Source organism: Nitrobacter sp. JJSN, assembly GCF_051912485.1.
Lineage (GTDB): Bacteria > Pseudomonadota > Alphaproteobacteria > Rhizobiales > Xanthobacteraceae > Nitrobacter.
The window spans coordinates 2,035,693-2,054,294 of sequence record NZ_CP196822.1 but is presented as its reverse complement, the minus strand read 5'-3'; the positions used below and the strand labels follow the sequence as shown (position 1 = coordinate 2,054,294).

Below are 18,602 nucleotides of genomic sequence, written 5' to 3'. Positions count from 1 at the left end.
TTGTCTTGAGCGATAGTTGACAAGGCACCAATGGCCGGGCCAAGCCGATCAGACGAAATAGAGGACGCTCGCTTATGATCGAATTCTTCTTCGACTGCTCCAGTCCCTGGACCTATCTTGCCTTTCACAACATTCAGCCGCTGGCGAAGGAGTTCGGTGAGAAGATCTCGTGGCGGCCGATTTTGGTCGGCGGGATATTCAATACCATCAACCCGAGCGTCTATGCCTCGCGGGAACACCCCGTGGCGCCCAAAGTCCGTTACATGCGGAAAGATCTCGCGGATTGGGCGCGGTTGGCGGGCCTGGTAATCAAAATGCCGCCGACGGTGTTTCCGGTGAACAGTGTCAAGGCCATGCGCGGCTGTCTCTGGCTCGGCAACGATGCGATGGTGCCGTTCGCCAGGTCGGTGTTCGAAGCCTATTGGCGCGATGACAAGGATATATCGCGCGAGACGGTGCTGGCCGAGATTTGCAAATCGCTCCAGATCGATCCGGAAAAGCTTCTGACCGGCATCGGCGATGAAGGCATCAAGAACGAACTCAAGGCCAACACCGACGAAGCGATCACGCGCGGCGCGTTCGGGTCACCGACGATCTTCCTGAACAAAACTGACATGTATTTCGGCAATGACCGCTTGCCACTGATCCGCGAGGCGCTGCAGCGGAAGAAGGCCGCATGATGCGCCCTTACGTCTTCCTTGGATTGAGAAACGCGCGGGCGCGCATCACCAACCCGACATGCTCGGAGTTGTCACTTTGCATCGCTGCGACCAGCTCGATCATTTTCTCGGCTTCCTTCAGCCTGGTTTCGGCGGCAATACGACGTCGGCCTTCCCGGCCGAGTTGCTCGCCGATCGATCGGTGAGATTGATCCAGCGCATCCCATTCCGCCGCAGCGTTTCTTAGCGCCTCGGCCTGCGATTCGAGGAGGTCGGCGGCCGCCGCACAAGCCTTCGCTGCATCCTTCACGACAACGCCGTGCCAAAGTTCGGTGAGGTTGCGCTGATAGCCGTCCTTGAGCATTTCGGCGTCCTGCCGCAACCTCTCCACCAGCGTGTCCACGTCGTCACTCGAGGTCATCGGGCCGTCTCCAGCGTCATCTCAATCAGGCCGTGAAAAATACTTCGACGATCGCGAATGCAATAGGCAGGTCAACCTGTTTGTGGATCTTGCGCCGTTTTTCCTTGCGCTCGCTCGGCTTCCGGAGACGGGAGATGAACGTATTTTGCAAACACGAGGGGTGTCCTGCCATTGCATTTCCTATCTAAGTGTTTGAAAAGAAATGCGCGCGGGCATGGCGAAATCGGTAGACGCAAGGGACTTAAAATCCCTCGGCTCGCAAGAGCTGTGCCGGTTCGAGTCCGGCTGCCCGCACCATTTGCTTCAGGAAGTGTTCGCATGACCCAACATCAGCGCAATATTACCACGCCGATCGATCCGGTGAAGCTGGATCGTCTCGCCGAAGTTGCGGTCAAGGTGGGCCTGCAGCTCGCGCCGGGGCAGGACCTGCTGATCACCGCGCCCGCCGCAGCGCTGCCGCTGGTGCGTAGGATTGCCGAGCATGCTTACAAGGCTGGCGCGGGACTGGTGACGCCGTTCTTCTCCGATGAAGACATCACGCTGTCGCGCTACAGGTTCGGGGCGGATGCGAGTTTCGATCGAGCCGCTGGCTGGCTTTATGAGGGCATGGCGAAAGCGTTTACGGCCAATACCGCACGGCTCGCCGTCGTTGGCGACAATCCCATGCTGCTGTCGGGCGAGGATGCTGCGAAAGTCGCTCGCGCCAACAAGGCGAACTCCATGGCCTACCAGCCGGCGCTCGAGAAAATTGTCGGCTTCGACGTCAATTGGAATATCGTTGCTTATCCGGGCACGGCGTGGGCGCAACTGATGTTTCCGGACGACAGCGCGGATGGCGCGGTTGCGAAACTTGCGGACGCGATTTTTTCCGCCTCGCGCGTCGACAACGATAATCCGATCGCGAACTGGACCGCTCACAACGCCGCTTCGCGTCGGCGCACTGACTGGTTGAACGGCCAGCGCTTCCATGCCCTGCATTACTCCGGGCCCGGCACAGACCTGACGGTCGGTCTTGCGGACGGCCATGAATGGGTGGGCGGCGCTTCCACAGCGAAAAACGGCATCGTCTGCAATCCGAACATTCCGACCGAGGAGGTGTTCACGACGCCGCATGCATTGCGGGTTGAGGGCCACGTCCGCAGCACCAAGCCGCTGTCGTACCAGGGGACGCTGATCGACGAGATTGCGGTGCGCTTTGAGCGGGGCCGTATCGTCGAGGCCAAGGCGTCGCGCGGCGCGGACGTGCTGAACAAGGTGCTGGATACGGACGAGGGCGCGCGACGGCTCGGCGAGGTCGCGCTGGTGCCGCATTCCTCGCCGATTTCGAAGAGCGGCCTGTTGTTCTACAATACGCTGTTCGACGAGAACGCAGCCTGTCACATCGCGCTCGGTCAATGCTATTCGAAGTGCTTCGTCGACGGTGCAAAACTGTCGCAAGATCAGATCGCGGCGCAAGGCGGCAACAAGAGCTTCATTCACATCGACTGGATGATCGGATCCGGCGAGACCGATATCGATGGCATCACCAGCGACGGCCGCCGCGTTCCTGTCTTCCGTAAAGGCGAGTGGGCATAAGCTGCGTTCACCTGACCCGGCGGCCTCAATGCGGTCACGAGCCGGTGCTTTACGCAGCTTCGATCGGGTGCTTTACGCAGCTTCAATGAAGTCGGCCTGAACAGGGGACCATGTCGGACCGCATCGTCAACAATCGCCGTCCGCGGCTGCTAGCCGCCGCGACCGCGCTGCTGATCGCGGGCGGTAGTCTTGGCGGTTGCGCCAACCTCGGCGACGGTGCCGTCTCGGGGGCGTTCGTCGATCCTGCGAAATACGAACTCTATGACTGCCCGCAGCTCGACGCGCAGCGCAAGTCTTTGGCGGCGCGCACGGCCGAGTTGCAGAAGCTGATCGACAAGGCTCATACCGGCGCCGCCGGCACCGTCGTTGCCGAGGTGGCGTATCGCAACGACTACATTACCACTCGCGCGTCCGCCAAGCTCGCCGAAGAGGAATGGCAGCGGAACAAGTGTCATGAGGCGGCAGCAACCGCAGCCCCGGTGGCGAGTAGCCCGCGCGTTGCGCCGCCATCGAGGCGTTCCGGCAGCGCCGCTTACTAGAGCGTTTTCGAGCGAAGCACGTCCTCGGGCTCGACTTGAGGATGGATACCGGTTCGCGGTGCCTTAAGGCCGCCAATTGTAGATCCAGTCCTGACGCGCCAGCATGCGCTGCGGTCCCATCGTTCTGATGGCGAGATCGCGCGCCAGAGCGGCGGCTCCTCCGAGGTGATAAATCCGCCCGTTCAGTTGCGCGAGCTTTTGCACGCGCGTAACACGCGCACGGCGCAACCCTGTGTAACGCGCAAGCGCTGCCGCAGCGCCATCGCCGCGCTCATTGGTGGCGTCGCCAAGACATTGCGCGAGTACCGCGGCATCCTCGATCGCCATGCCCGCACCTTGCGCGGCAAACGGCAGCATCGCATGGGCGGCATCGCCGAGCAGGGCCATTGCATCGCAGTGCCATGCGGCCATCGGTGGAATCGTAAATAACGCCCACTTGCGCCAGCCGTCTACGGCGTCGATCATCCTGCGCGCCGGCTCAGACCAGCGCGCTTGTGCGAATCGGCGCTTAATATCTGCGGCGTCGCCGGGGGCGCTCCAGCCAGGCTGATTCCATGCGTCCGGCATCAACGCGACGATGTTGATCTGCCTTCCTCCCGACATCGGATAGGCCACAACGTGAACGTCCGGTCCCATCCAGAGCTGCACGCGGCGCGCGGTCATGTCGTGCGGCAAATGCGCCGCATCGATAGTCCCGCGCCACGCGATCAGGCCGGAAAATAGCGGGCTTGCATCCGGAAAGAGCCGATCGCGCAGCGCAGACCACACACCGTCGGCGCCGATCAGCGCCCATGCGGTCTTTTCGCGATCTGGGCTGCTACCGCGCAAGTTCACGGTTACGCCTTCGGTGTGCGATGTCGCGTTTTCGATTGCAGTTCCGAGGCGCAACTCGATATCGGGATGAGCCCCAACCTGTTCCAGCAGCGCCGACTGCAGATCGGCGCGATGCACTACCCAGTAAGGCGCGCCTGCGCGCGACGTCGCTGTCTCGGCAAGCGGCAGGCGGCAGATCTCGCCACCATGCCGCGCGCTCATGATACTGATAGCGTCAGGCACGAGCGCGCATGCGGATAGTCGCGCGTGCAGACCGAGGCCGATCAGGATGCGACTTGCGTTCGGCGACAGTTGCAGGCCCGCGCCAGCTTCTTCGAGGCGCTCGGCTGTCTCGATGATGAGGACGCGAAAGCCCTTGGCGGCCAGCGCAAGCGATGCCGTCAAACCTCCGATCCCGGCACCGGCGACAACGACCGTGCGCGACCGGGTCACAGGAAGATCAGGCCACCTTGTCTCTCACCACGCACTCCGGGGGGCGGGACTGTCCAGCGCCGAGATCGGCCGCGAAACGGTACAGCGTCGAGCAATACGGGCAGATGATTTCGCTATCGTTGCCGAGATCGAGAAAGACGTGTGGATGATCGAACGGTGGATTGGCTCCGACGCACATGAATTCCTGCGAGCCGATCTCGATAATGGAGACGCCGGCATCGTTATGAAAGTGGGGGACTACGTGATTAGACATGCTTTCCACCTCGGGTCGCTGCGCGACATTTGACGCGTCGGATACGCAACGACATCGCGCTGCACCATACTCACCGGCGGCCTCGATTCCTAGCGCGCCGGAAACAGGATTTGGAAAATTTTGCGGGTCAATTATCCATACAAATTCGACATAATCCTGTCGTTGGGAAAAGCCCTTCTTTCGTCGGGGAAGTTGTGATTGAAACCCGGCCCACCACCTTTAGGCGTACGACGAAGGCAGGTTCTCGACGATGCGATGGCGAATTGGCAGCGCGATGACGGGGGCAGCGATATGCGCAACGGCGTTCGCCCTGCTGTGGCCGCATGCCAAGGATGCCGGCGCCGTGCTGATTGCGCAGGATGATCCCACCCGTCTCTCCGATCTTCAACTCGATTCCACGCTCCGGAATAATCCGACCCTGGTGCATGAAAACATCGAGGCTGCACTTGCGGCGCAAGATCCTGACCTCGCGAACAGCTTTGTCGATCTCGCGGCAGCGAAGGGAGTACCGATACCCGGAGAGTTGTCGCAACGCGTTGCCGAAGCTGTCGGAGAAGAAAATTCTACTGAACACATGGCCAAGAGATTTTTCGCGGGGCTGGTCACCGGCAATGCCGATGACGGCGCGAGCCTGTCCGGCACGGTCGCGGGCGATCTGTGTGTATTCGGTGATGTCCGGGACCTCATGCGCGAGGGCAAGCACCTGGCGATGGGCGAGGGCACGGACCGGCTGTTGCTCGGGCTCGCCGGAGCGGGTCTCGTTGTCACGGCGGCCACCTTTGTGTCCGTGGGCGGTGCGGCTCCAGCTCGTGCCGGCCTCACGCTGGTCAAGGATGCCCGGAAGGTTGGGCGGCTCGGTGAAGGACTGAGCCGGTGGGCAAGCCGTTCGGCGGGCGAGATGGTCGACACGCGGAAACTGCAAAACGCTGTCGCGACGGGGGCGCTGGCACGACCGCATCAGACCGCCGTCGCGATCAAGGCTGCTATCCGGGCCGAGAAGGCCGGCGGACTGGTGCGTCTCGCCAAGGATGTCGGTCGCATCAGTGAGAAAGCCGGGACACGGGGCGCGCTCGACACGCTGCGGATTGCCCAGGGACCAAAAGACGTTGCGCGCGCCGCACGGCTTGCCGAAGCCAAAGGCAGCCAGACCCGCTCGATTATCAAGATTTTGGGACGTGGGGCGCTGCTGCTCACCGCCGGCGCGTTCAATCTCGCGATGTGGGTGTTCAGCGCGGTGTTTGCGCTGTTCGGTTTCCTGTCATCGATCAAGGCCACGACCGAGCGCCTGACGTTGTCATGGCTGCAACGTTCGAAAGCCAGACGTCTGCGGCGGTTGGCTGCGCAGTCAGATACCGCATTGGCGTAAACCTCTCACGGGTCGTTCGCCGACCATCTCGTTGCCATCCCGATCACGGAATTCCTGATGCCGAGCTTTCATCACGGCGACGTTGAAATTGCCTACCTTGACGAGGGTGAGGGCGATCCCGTTGTCCTCGTACACGGCTTTGCGTCGAGCAAGAACGTGAACTGGGTGTATCCAACCTGGGTGTCGGAGTTGCGCAAGAGCGGGTTCCGGGTGATCGCGTTCGACAATCGCGGCCACGGCAACTCCAGCAAGCTCTACGATCCGGAAGACTATCACATCGGCACGATGGCGAGCGACATCACGGCGCTGATGGATCACCTTGCCATCGCGCGCGCGGACGTCATGGGCTATTCGCTCGGCGCGCGGATGATGGGAATTTTGGCACAGACCCGGCCTGAACGGGTGCGCTCCGGGATTTTCGGCGGTCTGGGTATCGGCCTGATCGAGGGCGGCAGCCCCGGCGAAAGCGTTGCCATGGCGTTGGATGCGCCGTCGCTCGACGACGTGACCGATCCGTTCGGCCGCACGTTCCGGATATTCGCCGATCAGACGCGCTCCGATCGTCGTGCACTGGCGGCATGTTTGCGTGGGTCACGACGGCTGATGACGGAAACAGAGGTCGCCAGCATCAAGGTGCCGACGCTGATAGCGGTCGGCACCAAAGACGAGATCGCAGGATCGGCGCAGGCACTTGCGAACGTCATCCCCGGGGCGGAAGTACTGGACATTCCGAACCGCGACCACATGCGCGCGGTGGGTGACAAGGTCTACAAGGAAGGTGTGCTGAAATTTCTGTCACGCCGCCCGTGAGGCCGCCCCATAGCGCTTGGCGAGGAATCGCGCCGCCGCGATCAGCACCACGAATGTCGCGATCCAGACCATGCGCGCACCGTAGCGGTTGTGCGGGCCGGAGATCACGCCACAGATGAAGGCGTTGCCGAGCAATGCGACGCAAACCGTCGCGGCAAGCAGTTCGATGTCGTCAAGGCGTCGTCGCCACAGCGCCGCCAGTGCGATCCCGGCGAGCAACAGCATCGAGGTGAGCGCGACCGGTATGTGAATCCAGTTGATCGCCGCGAACTTGATGTTCCAGTGTTGCTGCTGCGCGGCGCGCATGGTCTTCACCTGTTCCGGCAGATAGCGCTCGATGATGCCATAGGTGTGTGGAATCCAGCCGCTGGTGCCTTCGCCGGTGCCGACCTGCACGAGTTGTTCTGCCGTTGCTTCGACCGCCGCTTCGGTCTGCCAGAGCGGATAGGCAGCCAGTGCTTGTGTAGCGATGAATTCCATCTCGTCGTTCATGCCCTCGAAGCGGCCAAGCTTGTTGAACACGGTGTCCTTGCCCCAAAGGAAGTCGTCCGCTGTCGCCGGCAGTTGATTACGGTAGGGGCAGAGCTTCAGCTTGATCTTGTCGCAGTTGTCGTTGAGGTAGCGTGCGACGATGCCGTCCTGCATCATGCGCCCAAACGACACGCCGGCGCCGCCCGGTGTCCAGGCAAGCCTGCCCGACAGTGCGTAATTCGCTGCCAGCAGCATGGCCGCGCCGACGGCGAGCGTCAGGCAGCCCTGAACCAGGCCCACGATCGGAAGCCTTCGGCCGAGCCAGGGCTTGGCGACCCATCCCAGGCAACACAACCCGAATAGCACACCGAACGTCGCTGTGTGGGTCGCGGCCGCGAATGACGTATACAGAAACAGCGAGATCTTCTCGATCGTCGAGAGCTTGCCGTTGTGCACGACGAGGATAAACAGCGCGAGCACTGCCAGGCCTGCGAAAATGTCGGTCAGCAGCATGCTGGCGAGCCACGGCAGCGCGGTGGCCAGGGTCAGAAGCACGGCGATGGCGAGAAGCCGCAAGGGCTGCGCCATGCTGAGCACGCGCAGGGTCAAATGCAGGATCCACAGCGTCAGCAGCGCCTGAAATGCCAGATTGAGCCAGAAAAAGAGTCCTTCCCCAAATGAAGGTAGATGCCGTAAACGGTCGAGCGGCTCGGCTCGAGATAGCCCTCATACCATCGCGCCAGATACCCGCCGGTATCGTATTCGAGCAGCGGATAGCCGTTCCAGATCGCGGGAGCGAGCAGAAGAACGGGAATGATGATAGCCGCGATCCAGGCCCAGGGTGCTTCCGTGGCGCGCCTGTATAGGACTCGGGTAGAAATGGCGTGTTCTCCGGTGGGCAGCGCACCATTTTCGCATATTGAGCGTCGAGCGCAAATGCATAACTTGTTTGACGTAAATTGGCCCGAAGGTGGCCTGAACTATGAAGATTCCGAACCTTTCGAGGTGACGCCGAGCCCCGTAGGCCGACCGATATGGTGTGATCGTTCAATCGCTTAGATCGTCGGTTAACCCTAAGCGGGTCGATTGAATATCCGTTGAACGGCGAGGACAACGACGTCGCGTCATGCTATGCTGCGGGACGGAATTTGAGGTTGCGAGACGACCATGGCGATCCAGCACGTCAACCCGCAGAATTCGAAGCTTGCGGCACTCGATCCGATCTGGGATCGCATCCGCGGCGAGGCCGAGGATATCGTTCGCCGCGAGCCCGAGCTGGCGTCCTTCATCTATTCGGCCGTTCTGCATCACGATCGCCTTGAGGCGGCGGTGGTGCATCGTGTCGCCGAGCGGCTCGACCATTCGGCGTTGTCGGGCGATCTGATCCGTCAGACTTTCGACGAGGCGCTGCGCGACGATCCCGATATCGGCAATGCGTTCCGCGCCGATCTGGTGGCGGTGTTCGACCGGGACCCCGCCACGTCGCGGTTCATCGATCCGCTGCTCTACTTCAAGGGCTTTCATGCGATCCAGACCCACCGCCTTGCGCACTGGCTTCATAAGAAAGGCCGCAAGGATTTTGCCTATTACCTGCAGAGCCGTTCTTCCTCGGTGTTCCAGGTCGACATCAATCCGGCCGCCAAAATCGGCCGTGGCATTTTCCTCGATCATGCCACCGGGTTCGTGGTCGGCGAGACCGCTGTCATCGAGGATGACGTGTCGATCCTGCATGGCGTGACGCTCGGCGGCACCGGCAAGGAAAATGAGGACCGTCATCCGAAGATCCGCCATGGAGTCCTAATCGGCGCAGGCGCGAAGATTCTCGGCAATATTGAGGTCGGACATTGCGCGCGTATCGCCGCCGGATCAGTCGTTGTGAAGCCGGTGCCGCACAACGTCACCGTCGCGGGCGTTCCGGCCAAAATCGTCGGCGAGGCCGGCTGTTCGGAGCCCTCGCGCACCATGGACCAGATGATCAACGCGACGGGACTTTGACCGACGAGAAATTTCTCTGATACCTGAAATCCGAACAAACCTGTAGCGGCGTAAGCCGTCTCGCTCTAGAACCCTGCGAGCCCCCAAATTATAGCGGAGACCGCCGTGGACGTTCAGGAAGTCAGGAAACTCGACGCCTACCTCAAGCGCGTATTCGGCAATCCCAGGATTCGCGTGGTGCCGCGGCCGAAGAAGGATGACTCAGCCGAAGTCTATATCGGCGAGGAGTTCATCGGTGTGCTGTTCGTGGATGACGAGGACGACGACCGCTCGTTCCAGTTCCAGATGGCGATCCTCGAGGAGGATCTGGCCGACGTGGACTGAACGAGCGAGTTAGTTCTGCGGTCCGTGCAATTGCAGCACCAGCCGCTCCATCGCACCGGCCACGTCGCGCCACTCTGCCAGCCATTGCCGCGGAAAGCGGAACGTCAGGTCAGCGCCGCCGATGCGGCGTTCGCTCAGGCACATGCCCGGCGTCATCGCCTCGCGGGTGCATCGTGCGACAAGTGCAGGCGCTTCCGCAACGAACAGATCCTCGCCGGCATAGGGCGTGCGGTCACGGAACGCGCGCATCAATAGCCCATCCTGAGGCTGCGTCCTGCTCTCATCGAGATATCGCGGATAGATGGTGTGGACGAGGCTGTTCGGCGCCACAGAATCGTGATGCGCCGCGATCGACAAGAAGATGCGCTCGATTGGCTGCGGTGTAACTTCGATGGTCTCGGCGGAGACGCGCTTGGGCGCTTCCGGCGCCGCCAGTGAGGGGTAGACAAAATTCAGATCGATGCGCTCCTGCGGTCCCGAATGTCTCTGGACTCTCATCCGGAAGGCGTGCGGTGGGACATTGAACAACGTCTCGCCGATGCTGACTGGTAGCCGTTCATCGTTGTCAAACGCTTTGGATGCCCAGGTCGGCCACAACAGCCACGCGACTAAGGTGACCGCGATTGCCGCGATCAGCGCGGACGCGAGAACCGGGACGAGATGACCGCGCCGCGGTTTATCTGATCCGCGCGATCGGCGCGCGGTGGAAGACAGCAAGGTCATGCGACGGGGCGGGACTATTTCCGGGAGAACGAATCAGCCGCGACTATGACACGCATTGTGGAGTTTTCATGAGGCAGGGCTGGCTGCACCGCGCCACTGCGCAAGGTCGCCGCGCCTGCCGTGTTAACCTTTCCTTAAGGATAAGGTGGCGGCCAGAGCGGTATTTTGCGAAGCAAGGATGTCGTGGTCGTGTAACGGATGTCCTTTCGATGTCGCCGGATACGTTGAATTCGTTCTTCTCACTGTGCATCGGATTTGCCATCGCGGGCGCGCTCGCCAGCGGCTATCAGGCGTTCATCAAACATCCGCCCGGCTTTGGATTGCTGCAGCAGGGCGTCGTGGCAAAGGCCTTCGCCGCGGTCCCGTTCCTGGTTTTCGCAGCGCCCTTCATCATCATGCGCAACACGCTTCGCGGACGACGTATCGAGCGCCGTCGCTTTGAATTCGTCATGATGGCGACCGTGATAGCCGGGTTCTGGAGCTTGATGTCGGGCACCTGCGTGGTCATGACCCTGAAGGCGGTCGGGTTGCTCGCCTGAGTTGCGCCTTGTCGCCTCCAGCGGGGTTTCGGATTTGACATTCGCTTTGCTAGCGGTCCTTTGATTCCAATATTTGCAAGAACGCCCGCCGCTGCGGGGTGAAATGTTGGAATTGGGCCACTAGCAGGAGGCCGTCATGGCGGTTTACGAACTCGACGGGCAGGCGCCCGATCTTCCCGCAAGCGGACGCTATTTCATTGCCGACACCGCTGCGGTGATCGGCAAGGTTCGCCTGCGCGAGAATGCGAGCATCTGGTTCGGAGCGGTGCTACGCGGCGACAACGAGTGGATCGAGGTTGGCGAGGGGGCCAACGTCCAGGACGGCAGTACCTGCCATACCGACGAGGGCTTCCCATTGACGATCGGGGCGAACTGTACGATCGGCCATAATGTCATTCTGCACGGTTGCACCATTGAGGATGGTGCGCTGATCGGCATGGGCTCGATCGTCATGAACGGCGCACGGGTCGGCCGTGGCTGCATCGTCGGTGCCGGCGCGCTCATCACCGAAGGCAAGCAATTCCCGGAATATTCCATGATCGTCGGCGCGCCAGCGCGGGCAATCCGCACGCTGGAGCCTGCCCAGGCCGAGGCAATGAGAAGCGGTGCGAAATTCTACGCGGCGAATGGGCTTCGTTTCAAAAAAGGCCTGAAGCAGATCAGTTGAGATTCCGGCGGCACCTTCCGGGTCGCGAAGAATTGAGCCGAAATCTGGGCGAATAAACGTCGCCAGCAGAAACCATCGGGCGCAACCTGTGTCTTTCATCGGGGTGACGGTAAGCTGGAGGAATCTGACGATGTTGCGCAAAACGATGATCGCATTGTTGGCGGTCGCTGCGATAGGACTTATCTCGCCGACGGTTGCCTCAGCGCGCGGCGGCCACGGCGGATTCGGCGGCGGTGGCGGATTTCACGGCGGCGGTTTCCATGGTGGCGGCTTCCACCATGGATTCCATGGTCGGGGCTTCGCCGTAGGCCTCGGACTCGGCCTCGCGGCACCCTTTGGCTATTACGGTTGGGACTATCCTTACGGCTATTCCAGCTGGGACTACCCTTACGGCTATCCGGCCTCATACAGCGGCTATTACGACGACGGTTGTTATCTGGTCCGCCGTCAGGTCCCCACGCGTTATGGCTGGCGCTGGCGTCGGGTCGAAGTTTGCAGCTGATCGCGGGCGTCTCAACGATCTGATGGGCGGCGTGCGCGGGTCGCGCGCAGCTTCGGCGTGGGCAAATTCCGCAAAAAGCCGTGGTCGTCGCGCGGAGCTTGGGCTAGATATGTGCGCCGATCACAGGCTGGAGAATGCGGCGATGCGGGCGTTTCAATGTGCGGGCTTTGCCCTTGCGATTGCGTCAGGCGCCATGGTTCTGATCGATGCTCCAGCCACAGCAGCGGCCCAGACCGCGGAGAAAACCATGACCACAGCATCGGGCTTGCAGATCACGGACACCAAGGTTGGCGAGGGGCCATCCCCGAAGCCCGGCCAGGTCTGCATCATGCATTACACCGGCTGGCTCTATCAGGACGGACAGAAGGGCGACAAGTTCGACAGCTCGGTGGACCGCAACGAGCCTTTCGAATTCCCGATCGGCAAGCGTCGGGTCATTGCGGGCTGGGACGAAGGCATCTCGACCATGAAGGTCGGCGGCAAGCGCACGCTCATCATTCCGCCGGATCTTGGCTACGGCCAGCGCGGCGCGGGCGGCGTCATTCCGCCCAATGCAACACTGATCTTTGACGTCGAGCTGCTCGGCCTGAGAGGCTGAGCCGCTGCCGCCGGAAAGCCGGTCCGCTATTTCGAACTTCGGCAATGCCACAGATTTTCCGAAGTCGAGCAGCAGGGCCCGGTTCGATCCATTCCTCGTTCTGCGGTATGTGTAGAGCGGGGCGTGGATCGCGCCAGCGTTCGCTTGCGACGAGTCGCTAATTTCAGCTCGAAGTCTAATCCTCGGGGGATCTGCGATAGATCAAACCTGGCGAAATAAGGCATTCGTTGCGAGCTAGCTGCGATGGCTCAAGCCCGCCACCGCCCTCGAGAGCAATGCGATTAAAGTCAAACCGAACGCCATTCGCATCGACGATGTATTCCGGAATTGGCTCCCGGCGGTATTCGCCGATGGAAGGGCCATGCTCAACAATCGTGTTGTCGTTCTCATCTTCGTTCGGTTCTGGATCGGGAGCATTCGTATTACCGTCTACCATGGTCCATCACGTCCTTATTCTTTGCCACAAGCAGTCCGTCACCCGAATATTGTTGTCGGTTGCCATTTTCTTTCGCGTGGTGACCAAAGGGTATTGCTCGGACGAGTTCAAGGATATTCAGCATTTGCCGTCCTAAAAAGGGTGCGGCCAGCCTCTTGGGGAAAGGCTGGCCGCGCGCGATCCGGTCGGGGACGGGGAGGGGTATGACCGGTCGCGGGTCTCGTGTTCCCTTGTTTATCGAGAGCTGGCCGTCGCGACCGCCGGATGGTTGTCGTCGAGCGCAACCCAGACATTGGGGTCACTTTGCGATTGGCGTTTCATGAAGCGGTAGCCGGTCTCGGTCCAGGCCACGACGTCCTCGTTCTGGTTGTCGAGAATGAACTCGCCCTTGTTGGTTTTAACAGTCAGGACGGCATGGCCGTCGCCTTGCTTGTCGCGAACCACCGTGACCAGCAACGCCTCGCGCGGCCAGCCCGCGTCGATCAGCATCTTGCGTTTCAACAGGACGTAATCCTCGCAATCGCCGTAGCCGTCGGTCGGCAGAGACCACTTTTCGACGACGCCCCAGTGCTCTTTGTCCGTCATCGGCTTGATGGTTTCGTTGACCCAGCGGTTGACCTTCAAAAGATCGCGCCAGGCGTCGGGTGTCATCACGATGTCGCGCGGCTGCGTTGCGCCACCGCGGCATTCCTTCGGATTTTCTCCGCAGAATTCGACCCAACCGATCGGCGCCCGCGTGGTGTCGCCGAGACTTGCATAAAGCTGCCGTGCTTCCGCTGCGCCCGCAGGCGTCGCTAGCCCCCACAGGACGGCGGCAACGACCGCCAGTCCCACTCCCTGTCCCCTGTTGACCATTGTGGCCCCCGTTTCTTGTTGGGACCACATTTCGCACAAAGAATTTGCATCGCCGCTAAGTACTCGAAGTGTATTTGAGCAAAATACAAGTAAAGTTTTCCGCGAATTGAATCTATACTTGAATCGAATTCGATTAAAATTTGAAACAACCGGACTTGATTAAAATCTTACATATTAGCAATTGGGACGCGGCGGGATCGGGGTTTCCGCACTGGAACGCGCCCGTCGTTAACCGGCAAATCCTGGGGCATACGCGGCTTGCCGCGCGGCGGAAGCCGCCGGCGGGGATCGCAAAAGCAGGAGTTTGCGGGAACCGCCGTTTACCGGGCGGTGACGTTATCTTCGAGAGTGTTGGGATCCTGCTCGTGAACGAACTCGAGCGCGAAGCCTTCTTCCAGGTTTCGAACGACGCGAGCGAGCACCTTGCCGAGCGCGACCCGGGACTGCAGCGGCGGCTTTTTCTCGGCCGAGACAGCAGCACCCGACATAGACAGATCGATGATCCGGCATGTCATTCTGGTGCCATCCTCAAGCGTGAGGATCGCGATCGGGTTGCGCGGCACGTTGCGGTCGTGGCGGCGGTCTTCGGGAAGGTTCAGGATATCGCGGTTGGCGAGCCAGGTGAGCTGCGCCGCCAGCTTGTCGCGCTTGCGGGGCGTCGCGCTGACGCTCATGGCGAATCCGCTGTCGATAATCCGGGTGATCTTGCCTTCGACCCGACCGATGTGGTCGAGATAGGCGACGATCCGGTCACCGACATTACCTATGCCGGGCGCCAGCATGGCCAGCCCACCCGGGGACATGTTGATGATCTGGCATGGAAATTCGCGCCGGTCCGGCAGCATATAGCGGCCCAGCAGGTGAACCCCGACTCGCTGAAACCGCCGACGCTCAACTGGAAGATTTGAGATTTTCTGCGCCAACGCCATAATCGGTCCACCGGTCGACCGGTAATCGGTATTGGTGAACCCTACGGTCGTCAGGGTTAACGCGACGTTAGCGATCCGGCGGTTCTCGATTGCACGGGAGCAATCCATGCTCCGGCGTCACGCGCGAAGCACTTTTAGACCGATTCCAATTGTTGCGATGACGTTGGTGGCGCTGGAGGGGCTTGTTGAAAGCTCCTGGCCGTGGCCTCTGGAGGGAAACGTAACCGTCGTCCAAGGGCAAGAGTCGACCATGCTTCGGAATTCAACTACCGCTTGGGGCACTCTGTCCCGAGCCTTTCACGGGATCCTCGGTATCGCGGTCATCGCCATGCTGGCCTATGGATTATGGTTCAACCACTTCCTGCCGAAGGAGGCCAAGCTCTTCCATCGCTCGATCCATGCCGACATAGGCTACGTCATCCTGCTGCTGATGGTCCTTCGCCTGATCTGGCGCGGCCTCAATCCGGTCCCGGCGCCGCCGGACGGCTCACGCATGTGGGAGCGGGCGGTGGCGCACGTCAATCACTGGGCGCTCTATGCCACGACGATCGTCGTGGCACTGCTCGGCTGGGCCCATTCCGGCGCCCACAAGCCGGATTATGCCGACTGGTTCGGGCTGTTCCGGGTGCCGCAGTTCACATCCGAGAATAAAGACAATGCCCGCTTCTTCGAGCATTGGCACATCTGGCTGGCTTATGGGCTGATTGGGCTGGTCGTGTTGCATTTCGTCGCGGCGCTCTACCATCGCTTCATCAAACGCGACCGCGTGGTGGCGCGGATGATGAGCGGGGCTTCTTCACCCGCTCCCTCGAAGGAAAGGTAGCCGCGGATATCCGCCTCACGCGCTACCGAACACCCGCCTGAAGATCGTGTCGACGTGCTTGAAGTGGTAGCCGAGGTCGAACTGCTCGGCGATCTCGGCATCCGACAGATATTTTTTCACATCGGTGTCGTTCTTCAGCAGGTTAAGGAAATCGCCTTCACCGCGCCATACCGGCATGGCGTTGCGCTGGACCAGTCTGTAGGCGTCCTCGCGGGTCGCGCCTTTCTGCGTGAGCGCGATCAGGACGCGCTGCGAATGCACAAGCCCTCCGAGGCGATCGAGGTTCTTCTGCATGTTGGCGGGATAGACCAGCAGCTTGTCGATCACGCCCGCGAGGCGATTGAGCGCGAAGTCGAGCGTCACGGTAGCGTCGGGGCCAAACATGCGTTCGGCGGAGGAGTGCGAGATGTCGCGTTCGTGCCACAGCACCACGTTCTCCAGCGCCGGCGTCACATAGGCACGGACCATGCGGGCGAGGCCGGTGATGTTCTCGGTCAGCACCGGGTTGCGTTTATGCGGCATCGCCGATGAGCCCTTTTGCCCCTCGGAGAAGAACTCTTCGGCCTCCAGCACTTCGGTGCGTTGCAGATGACGGATCTCGGTGGCGAGACGCTCCATCGACGATGCGATGACGCCCAGCGTCGCAAAGAACATCGCGTGGCGGTCGCGTGGAATCACCTGTGTCGAAACCGGCTCGGGGGTCAATCCCATCGCCTTGGCAACGTGCTCCTCCACGCGCGGATCGATCTGCGCGAAGGTACCGACCGCGCCCGAGATGGCGCAGGTCGCAACTTCCTTGCGCGCGGCGATCAGGCGCTCCTTCGCACGTGTGAATTCCGCATAAGCGTAAGCAAGCTTGAGCCCGAAGGTGACCGGTTCGGCATGGATGCCATGCGAGCGGCCGATGGTCGGCGTCATCTTGTGTTCGAACGCGCGCGTCTTAAGCGCCCCGAGCAGCTTGTCGACGTCGGTGATCAGGATGTCGGCGGCGCGGGTGAGCTGGATGTTGAGGCAGGTGTCGAGCACGTCGGAGGAGGTCATGCCCTGATGCACGAAGCGTGCCTCGGGACCGACGATTTCGGCAAGGTGAGTCAGAAAGGCGATGACGTCATGCCTGGTCTCGCGCTCGATTTCGTCGATGCGCTCGACGTTGAAGGTCGCATCCTTGGCCTTGGCCCAGATGGTTTCGGCCGCTTCCTTCGGGATCACCCCGAGCTGCGCCTGGGCGTCCGCCGCGTGAGCCTCGATCTCGAACCAGATCTTGAAACGGGTCTGCGGCTCCCAGATCGAAGCCATTTCGGGACGGGTGTAACGAGGAATCATCGACGATCCTTGAGGTTTTCAGGGATTATGCCGCGCTTTAGCAGAGCTCTCGGATGGAGACAAACGGTGCGAGTTGAAGGTCGAGCCAGGACGTATACTCGTAAATCCGGGATTGTCCGCTTCAAGGGGTAGAGCAGACAAGGCCCGACCGGTCCTGGGACGTCGGAGGGTGACCCCATGCAGACGTTAGACGCGGTACAGCGCGGTACCTGAAGGTCTCTTAGCTGTTGATCTATCTCAATGCCGCTTTTGTGAGTCGGTAGACAGTCAATGGTCGATTTCTGCAGGCCGGCAGCCTCGGGTTAGACAAGGCGCCATTGTTGACCACAGTCTGACGCGCGCGCAGCACGACAATAGCGAGGTGAGTAACCATGCCCGCGACAATCAATCTACCTTCTTATTTTTGGCGCTGCGTTCATATGCATCGTGGTCTGGGTGTTTGGCCGCAAGCGCAATTCCGTCGGTCGCCAGCAAAGAGGCGAACGCCACCACCGGTGCGTGCTTTAAAGTGCCGAGATCATGAGATTGATTAAACGTCTTTTGCGTCGTTTGCTGATTTTTGGATTAGGCATCTTTTGTGTCTGGTTGATCGTCTTTGTCGTCTTCGAAACCGCGGACCGCAGGTTACCTTGGATCCTGGCCGTCGGCATCACCTACGGAATCGCCGCGTATATTGTTCTGCCGCGCGCCATTCGCGTGGGACTAAAGATCCTCCAACGCAAACGTGTGCCTAGTTACACGATTACGAGCGACGGCTTGCCTGGAGACCCAGTGAACGTCGCACTCATAGGCACTCTCCAGCAGATTCGCGCAGCCTTTGCAGGGCTCGGCTGGTCGGAAGCAGATCGACTCAGTCTGGCCAGCTCATGGGGCATGATTCGCGCTTTCGTATTCAACTCTTCGTACCCCAGCGCCCCATTCAGCACTCTCTATCTTTTTGGCCGTGGCCAAGACATTGGTTTTCAAAAGGCGATCGATAATAGTCCACGAAAGCGCCATCACGTCCGGTTCTGGGCTTTGAGCCTAACGCGTGTCCAGGATACCTGGGGAGCAGCGGACTTCTGGCAGAATACCAAACGCCCGCCGGACAATGAATGCGCTCTGTGGGTAGGAGCCGGCACCAGGGACACCGGCTTGTCCCTTACTCGCCTTACATTTCAGATCACCCACACCACGGACTCGGACACGAATGCGGAGCGCGACCATATCGTCGGCGAATTGAGGAAAAATCGATCTATCGAGGCGGAGCAACTGTATCAGGCCGGCCAAAATCTCCCGACCAAACGCGTCAACCGCTACATTACTGATGGCGAGGTCATTTTGGCGAGGTTGGTGATAAATGACGATTGACGGCAAGTTAAGCATCGTCGCCACGTCACAAGAAGTCGTGGGAAATGTCCGCGGCGGCAAGTTGTGCCGCCATCGATTCAATGGGAGCTGATCCATGAAATGCAGCAAGCGGTCGTTTACCGTCCTTTGCATCGTTTTAGCAGTGCCTCTGTCCCTGAGTATTGGAAGACTCAATGCG

21 protein-coding genes, 1 tRNA gene and 1 pseudogene are annotated in these 18,602 nt (G+C 60.7%); 14 read left to right on the top strand and 9 right to left on the bottom strand.

Features of this window, described 5'->3' with window-relative positions:
* Positions 1–74 precede the first annotated feature (74 nt).
* A complete protein-coding gene (locus ACSZOQ_RS10260; RefSeq protein ID WP_439922440.1) occupies positions 75–680 on the top strand; it encodes a 2-hydroxychromene-2-carboxylate isomerase in 606 nt (201 codons plus the stop codon).
* A gap of 7 nt (positions 681–687) precedes the next feature.
* On the opposite strand, the gene ACSZOQ_RS10255 is transcribed toward ACSZOQ_RS10260, so the two are convergent.
* The gene (locus ACSZOQ_RS10255) at positions 688–1,080 is read right to left on the bottom strand and encodes a hypothetical protein (protein ID WP_439922438.1); all 393 of its coding nucleotides are present in this window, start codon (positions 1,078–1,080) and stop codon (positions 688–690) included.
* A 208-nt stretch (positions 1,081–1,288) separates the two neighbouring features.
* Here ACSZOQ_RS10255 and ACSZOQ_RS10250 point away from each other — a divergent pair.
* From ACSZOQ_RS10250 to ACSZOQ_RS10240, 3 genes are all read left to right on the top strand, one after another.
* Positions 1,289–1,377, top strand: a tRNA-Leu gene (locus ACSZOQ_RS10250).
* A gap of 21 nt (positions 1,378–1,398) precedes the next feature.
* Positions 1,399–2,655, top strand: coding sequence for an aminopeptidase (locus ACSZOQ_RS10245; RefSeq protein ID WP_439922436.1), 1,257 nt, complete (start codon positions 1,399–1,401; stop codon positions 2,653–2,655).
* A 110-nt stretch (positions 2,656–2,765) separates the two neighbouring features.
* Entirely contained in the window at positions 2,766–3,194 is a 429-nt protein-coding gene (locus ACSZOQ_RS10240) for a twin-arginine translocation pathway signal (RefSeq protein ID WP_439922434.1), read from the top strand.
* A 63-nt stretch (positions 3,195–3,257) separates the two neighbouring features.
* Here ACSZOQ_RS10240 and ACSZOQ_RS10235 read toward each other — a convergent pair whose 3' ends face one another.
* Both ACSZOQ_RS10235 and ACSZOQ_RS10230 read right to left on the bottom strand, forming a co-directional pair.
* Positions 3,258–4,460: an FAD-dependent monooxygenase gene (locus tag ACSZOQ_RS10235; RefSeq protein WP_439922432.1), complete on the bottom strand. Its 1,203-nt coding sequence runs from the start codon at positions 4,458–4,460 to the stop codon at positions 3,258–3,260.
* A 7-nt stretch (positions 4,461–4,467) separates the two neighbouring features.
* On the bottom strand, positions 4,468–4,713 hold the full coding sequence (locus tag ACSZOQ_RS10230) for a zinc-finger domain-containing protein (protein ID WP_439922430.1): 246 nt from the start codon (positions 4,711–4,713) through the stop codon (positions 4,468–4,470).
* A 250-nt stretch (positions 4,714–4,963) separates the two neighbouring features.
* On the opposite strand from ACSZOQ_RS10230, the gene ACSZOQ_RS10225 reads away from it, so the two are divergent.
* Positions 4,964–6,079 (top strand): hypothetical protein, encoded by a 1,116-nt coding sequence (locus ACSZOQ_RS10225; protein ID WP_439922428.1) that lies wholly within the window; start codon positions 4,964–4,966, stop codon positions 6,077–6,079.
* Positions 6,080–6,136: 57 nt separating this feature from the next.
* A complete protein-coding gene (locus tag ACSZOQ_RS10220; RefSeq protein ID WP_439922427.1) occupies positions 6,137–6,889 on the top strand; it encodes an alpha/beta fold hydrolase in 753 nt (250 codons plus the stop codon).
* Here ACSZOQ_RS10220 and ACSZOQ_RS10215 read toward each other — a convergent pair.
* A pseudogene (locus tag ACSZOQ_RS10215) lies at positions 6,847–8,262 on the bottom strand (hypothetical protein). The gene ACSZOQ_RS10220 and the pseudogene ACSZOQ_RS10215 overlap by 43 nt on opposite strands.
* A gap of 265 nt (positions 8,263–8,527) precedes the next feature.
* Between ACSZOQ_RS10215 and cysE the strand changes: the two are divergent.
* Both cysE and ACSZOQ_RS10205 read left to right on the top strand, forming a co-directional pair.
* Positions 8,528–9,355 carry a serine O-acetyltransferase gene (cysE, locus tag ACSZOQ_RS10210; protein WP_439925888.1) on the top strand — a complete coding sequence of 276 codons (828 nt, stop codon included), beginning with the start codon at positions 8,528–8,530 and terminating at the stop codon, positions 9,353–9,355.
* A gap of 105 nt (positions 9,356–9,460) precedes the next feature.
* Positions 9,461–9,679 carry a DUF3126 family protein gene (locus tag ACSZOQ_RS10205; protein ID WP_439925886.1) on the top strand — a complete coding sequence of 73 codons (219 nt, stop codon included), beginning with the start codon at positions 9,461–9,463 and terminating at the stop codon, positions 9,677–9,679.
* Positions 9,680–9,688: 9 nt separating this feature from the next.
* On the opposite strand, the gene ACSZOQ_RS10200 is transcribed toward ACSZOQ_RS10205, so the two are convergent.
* The gene (locus tag ACSZOQ_RS10200) at positions 9,689–10,402 is read right to left on the bottom strand and encodes a hypothetical protein (protein ID WP_439925884.1); all 714 of its coding nucleotides are present in this window, start codon (positions 10,400–10,402) and stop codon (positions 9,689–9,691) included.
* A gap of 209 nt (positions 10,403–10,611) precedes the next feature.
* Between ACSZOQ_RS10200 and ACSZOQ_RS10195 the strand changes: the two genes are divergently transcribed.
* The 4 genes from ACSZOQ_RS10195 (at position 10,612) to ACSZOQ_RS10180 (ending at position 12,708) form a co-directional block, all read left to right on the top strand.
* Positions 10,612–10,941, top strand: coding sequence for a DUF6949 family protein (locus tag ACSZOQ_RS10195; protein WP_439925883.1), 330 nt, complete (start codon positions 10,612–10,614; stop codon positions 10,939–10,941).
* A gap of 136 nt (positions 10,942–11,077) precedes the next feature.
* Positions 11,078–11,608: a gamma carbonic anhydrase family protein gene (locus ACSZOQ_RS10190; RefSeq protein WP_439925881.1), complete on the top strand. Its 531-nt coding sequence runs from the start codon at positions 11,078–11,080 to the stop codon at positions 11,606–11,608.
* A 130-nt stretch (positions 11,609–11,738) separates the two neighbouring features.
* Complete coding sequence (locus ACSZOQ_RS10185; RefSeq protein WP_439925879.1) at positions 11,739–12,110, top strand: hypothetical protein; 372 nt, start codon at positions 11,739–11,741, stop codon at positions 12,108–12,110.
* 142 nt (positions 12,111–12,252) lie between these two features.
* Positions 12,253–12,708, top strand: coding sequence for an FKBP-type peptidyl-prolyl cis-trans isomerase (locus ACSZOQ_RS10180; RefSeq protein WP_439925877.1), 456 nt, complete (start codon positions 12,253–12,255; stop codon positions 12,706–12,708).
* A gap of 175 nt (positions 12,709–12,883) precedes the next feature.
* On the opposite strand, the gene ACSZOQ_RS10175 is transcribed toward ACSZOQ_RS10180, so the two are convergent.
* From ACSZOQ_RS10175 to ACSZOQ_RS10165, 3 genes are all read right to left on the bottom strand, one after another.
* Entirely contained in the window at positions 12,884–13,144 is a 261-nt protein-coding gene (locus ACSZOQ_RS10175; RefSeq protein ID WP_439925876.1) for a hypothetical protein, read from the bottom strand.
* Positions 13,145–13,378: 234 nt separating this feature from the next.
* Entirely contained in the window at positions 13,379–13,999 is a 621-nt protein-coding gene (locus tag ACSZOQ_RS10170; protein ID WP_439925875.1) for a transglutaminase-like cysteine peptidase, read from the bottom strand.
* 320 nt (positions 14,000–14,319) lie between these two features.
* Positions 14,320–14,928, bottom strand: a complete 609-nt coding sequence (locus tag ACSZOQ_RS10165) for a PilZ domain-containing protein (RefSeq protein ID WP_439925873.1) — start codon at positions 14,926–14,928, stop codon at positions 14,320–14,322.
* Between the two features lie 250 nt (positions 14,929–15,178).
* Between ACSZOQ_RS10165 and ACSZOQ_RS10160 the strand changes: the two genes are divergently transcribed.
* Positions 15,179–15,751: a cytochrome b gene (locus tag ACSZOQ_RS10160; protein WP_439925872.1), complete on the top strand. Its 573-nt coding sequence runs from the start codon at positions 15,179–15,181 to the stop codon at positions 15,749–15,751.
* 15 nt (positions 15,752–15,766) lie between these two features.
* Here the strand turns inward: ACSZOQ_RS10160 and purB are convergent, their stop codons facing one another.
* Positions 15,767–17,074 carry an adenylosuccinate lyase gene (purB, locus tag ACSZOQ_RS10155; protein ID WP_439925871.1) on the bottom strand — a complete coding sequence of 436 codons (1,308 nt, stop codon included), beginning with the start codon at positions 17,072–17,074 and terminating at the stop codon, positions 15,767–15,769.
* A 519-nt stretch (positions 17,075–17,593) separates the two neighbouring features.
* Here purB and ACSZOQ_RS10150 point away from each other — a divergent pair.
* On the top strand, positions 17,594–18,424 hold the full coding sequence (locus ACSZOQ_RS10150) for an LssY C-terminal domain-containing protein (RefSeq protein ID WP_439925870.1): 831 nt from the start codon (positions 17,594–17,596) through the stop codon (positions 18,422–18,424).
* Positions 18,425–18,602 lie beyond the last annotated feature (178 nt).

Excerpts from the sequence above, each read along its gene's own strand:
- ACSZOQ_RS10190 (WP_439925881.1), top strand. The coding sequence starts at position 11,078 with ATGGCGGTTTACGAACTCGACGGGCAGGCGCCCGATCTTCCCGCAAGC.
- ACSZOQ_RS10220 (WP_439922427.1), top strand. The coding sequence starts at position 6,137 with ATGCCGAGCTTTCATCACGGCGACGTTGAAATTGCCTACCTTGACGAG.
- ACSZOQ_RS10180 (WP_439925877.1), top strand. The coding sequence starts at position 12,253 with ATGCGGGCGTTTCAATGTGCGGGCTTTGCCCTTGCGATTGCGTCAGGC.
- ACSZOQ_RS10255 (WP_439922438.1), bottom strand. The coding sequence starts at position 1,080 with ATGACCTCGAGTGACGACGTGGACACGCTGGTGGAGAGGTTGCGGCAG.
- purB (WP_439925871.1), bottom strand. The coding sequence starts at position 17,074 with ATGATTCCTCGTTACACCCGTCCCGAAATGGCTTCGATCTGGGAGCCG.
- ACSZOQ_RS10195 (WP_439925883.1), top strand. The coding sequence starts at position 10,612 with ATGTCGCCGGATACGTTGAATTCGTTCTTCTCACTGTGCATCGGATTT.
- ACSZOQ_RS10240 (WP_439922434.1), top strand. The coding sequence starts at position 2,766 with ATGTCGGACCGCATCGTCAACAATCGCCGTCCGCGGCTGCTAGCCGCC.
- ACSZOQ_RS10165 (WP_439925873.1), bottom strand. The coding sequence starts at position 14,928 with ATGGCGTTGGCGCAGAAAATCTCAAATCTTCCAGTTGAGCGTCGGCGG.
- ACSZOQ_RS10160 (WP_439925872.1), top strand. The coding sequence starts at position 15,179 with ATGCTTCGGAATTCAACTACCGCTTGGGGCACTCTGTCCCGAGCCTTT.
- ACSZOQ_RS10200 (WP_439925884.1), bottom strand. The coding sequence starts at position 10,402 with ATGACCTTGCTGTCTTCCACCGCGCGCCGATCGCGCGGATCAGATAAA.
- ACSZOQ_RS10170 (WP_439925875.1), bottom strand. The coding sequence starts at position 13,999 with ATGGTCAACAGGGGACAGGGAGTGGGACTGGCGGTCGTTGCCGCCGTC.
- ACSZOQ_RS10175 (WP_439925876.1), bottom strand. The coding sequence starts at position 13,144 with ATGGTAGACGGTAATACGAATGCTCCCGATCCAGAACCGAACGAAGAT.
- ACSZOQ_RS10225 (WP_439922428.1), top strand. The coding sequence starts at position 4,964 with ATGCGATGGCGAATTGGCAGCGCGATGACGGGGGCAGCGATATGCGCA.
- ACSZOQ_RS10185 (WP_439925879.1), top strand. The coding sequence starts at position 11,739 with ATGTTGCGCAAAACGATGATCGCATTGTTGGCGGTCGCTGCGATAGGA.
- ACSZOQ_RS10230 (WP_439922430.1), bottom strand. The coding sequence starts at position 4,713 with ATGTCTAATCACGTAGTCCCCCACTTTCATAACGATGCCGGCGTCTCC.
- ACSZOQ_RS10150 (WP_439925870.1), top strand. The coding sequence starts at position 17,594 with ATGAGATTGATTAAACGTCTTTTGCGTCGTTTGCTGATTTTTGGATTA.
- ACSZOQ_RS10260 (WP_439922440.1), top strand. The coding sequence starts at position 75 with ATGATCGAATTCTTCTTCGACTGCTCCAGTCCCTGGACCTATCTTGCC.
- cysE (WP_439925888.1), top strand. The coding sequence starts at position 8,528 with ATGGCGATCCAGCACGTCAACCCGCAGAATTCGAAGCTTGCGGCACTC.
- ACSZOQ_RS10245 (WP_439922436.1), top strand. The coding sequence starts at position 1,399 with ATGACCCAACATCAGCGCAATATTACCACGCCGATCGATCCGGTGAAG.